Raw genomic sequence first — 1,671 nt, forward strand, 5'->3', positions numbered from 1 at the left:
GATTAACGGCTGCATAATGCGCTGGGATACCCAATAGCTCAATCCACCGGCGGCGGTGGCTCCGGCGATGAATGACCAAAAGCTGCTGCGACTCCAGGCGTTTTCAAATCCTTGCACTAGCTGAGTACGCGCATAGCGTAAATAAAACCCTCTGCCTTCCAGTTCTTGCAGGTGGAGGACAAATAAACGGGGTGAAGAGACTTTGCCAATAATGAAAAAGCTGCCTATTCCTACTACGATCGCTAGCAGGTGGGAAAGAAATAAGCGCGTTCCCAGATTGAGCTTTGGCATAAAGATTTAATTACTCACGGCGTCTTCAAATTTGTAGCCAATGCCGATAACTGTTTTGATAAAAATGGGATTAGCCGGATCGGGTTCAATTTTTTTTCGCAGTCTGGCTACATGAGTATCGACTACCCGTTCGTCACCAAAAAAGTCGTCTCCCCAAAGTTTATCGATTAATTGGGTGCGATTCCAAGCGCGATTCGGATGACTGATAAAAGTAGTTAAAAGGTTAAATTCCAATGTGGTTAAGTCGAGTTCTTCAGATCGATCGACATTCATATGGCGGTAGGCGGTACGACGATCGACATCAACGGTAAAATGTTGGGTGCGATAAACCAAGTTTTCTGCACTGTGACGAAGACTGCGCCGCAATAAAGCACGCACTCTGGCTACCAGTTCTCTGGGACTGAAAGGTTTGACTAAGTAGTCATCGGCACCAGTAGACAAACCGATGACGCGATCGATTTCCTCGCCTTTAGCCGTCAGCATCAAAATATAGGGGTCTTTGGGGCCGGGTTTTTGGCGAATGCGGGCGCATACTTCCAATCCATCCAAACCGGGAAGCATCAGGTCGAGTACAATTACATCGGGTTGCAGTTTGGGAAACATTTGCAATGCTGTCAGTCCATCGCGGCATTGCTGGCAAGAAAATCCCTCTGCTTCCAAAGTCAATTGGATGAGTTTGGCGATTTCCGGTTCGTCTTCAACAATTAAAATATCCATCAGAGAAAGTCAAAAGTTAAAAGTTAAAAGTCAAAAGTTAAATTTCAGCAAAGTTTAAGATTTGTCACGTAAGGTTTATTCTATTGTCATGGAAATGACAAATGGCTGTGTAAGTCTTAAATTAAGATTTACGAGTCGATCTGTCAGGCATTCACAAGCGATCGCTGTTCTTTATACTTAATCAAAACACCGTTATGAGAATTTATCAAGCACGTTTGCGTCAGCTACATCGTATCTTTGCCCCCATCATGATTTTACCGATCCTGCTGACGTTGATTACCGGATCGCTTTATCAGATTGCAGATATGACAGACAAAGCGGGCGATTTTGATTGGTTGCTAGATTGGCACAAGGGTGAATTTGGCCCCTTGAATTTAGAAGCTATCTACCCTTTCCTCAACGCTTTGGGTTTGCTAACTCTCGCTATCACCGGTATTATGTTGTGGTTCCGGACGCGACCCAAGTCTAGAAACCGCTCTGAGGAAATTTGAAGGCTGTGCAACTCAGAAAGATACTTATTCTTTGTGGAAGTACGGTAACTATCCTAGCTGGTGGTGGCTACTGGTACGTGTTTATTGCGGGTGTACCTCAGTTAGACCCGCCGCAAGTGGAAAGAAATACCGGGCTGACTTTTCAGCTCCAGACGTACAATAGCGCGGCGAT

The 1,671-nt window shown here is 45.2% G+C and carries 2 protein-coding genes and 1 pseudogene; 1 reads left to right on the forward strand and 2 read right to left on the reverse strand.

Annotated elements, in window-relative coordinates; all coding sequences use genetic code 11:
• Positions 1 to 291, reverse strand: a pseudogene (locus tag H6S82_RS32275) (two-component sensor histidine kinase); the annotation flags it as partial.
• Between the two features lie 6 nt (positions 292 to 297).
• Positions 298 to 1,008 carry a response regulator transcription factor gene (locus tag H6S82_RS32280; RefSeq protein WP_190464491.1) on the reverse strand — a complete coding sequence of 237 codons (711 nt, stop codon included), beginning with the start codon at positions 1,006 to 1,008 and terminating at the stop codon, positions 298 to 300.
• 194 nt (positions 1,009 to 1,202) lie between these two features.
• On the opposite strand from H6S82_RS32280, the gene H6S82_RS32285 reads away from it, so the two are divergent.
• Complete coding sequence (locus H6S82_RS32285; RefSeq protein ID WP_190464492.1) at positions 1,203 to 1,499, forward strand: PepSY domain-containing protein; 297 nt, start codon at positions 1,203 to 1,205, stop codon at positions 1,497 to 1,499.
• Positions 1,500 to 1,671 lie beyond the last annotated feature (172 nt).

Origin of the sequence: Planktothrix sp. FACHB-1355 (genome assembly GCF_014748295.1) — a bacterium.
GTDB lineage: Bacteria > Cyanobacteriota > Cyanobacteriia > Cyanobacteriales > Aerosakkonemataceae > Aerosakkonema > Aerosakkonema funiforme_A.

Bases quoted from the DNA above. Each gene is read 5' to 3' on its own strand.
- H6S82_RS32285 (WP_190464492.1), top strand. From the start codon at position 1,203: ATGAGAATTTATCAAGCACGTTTGCGTCAGCTACATCGTATCTTTGCC.
- H6S82_RS32280 (WP_190464491.1), bottom strand. From the start codon at position 1,008: ATGGATATTTTAATTGTTGAAGACGAACCGGAAATCGCCAAACTCATC.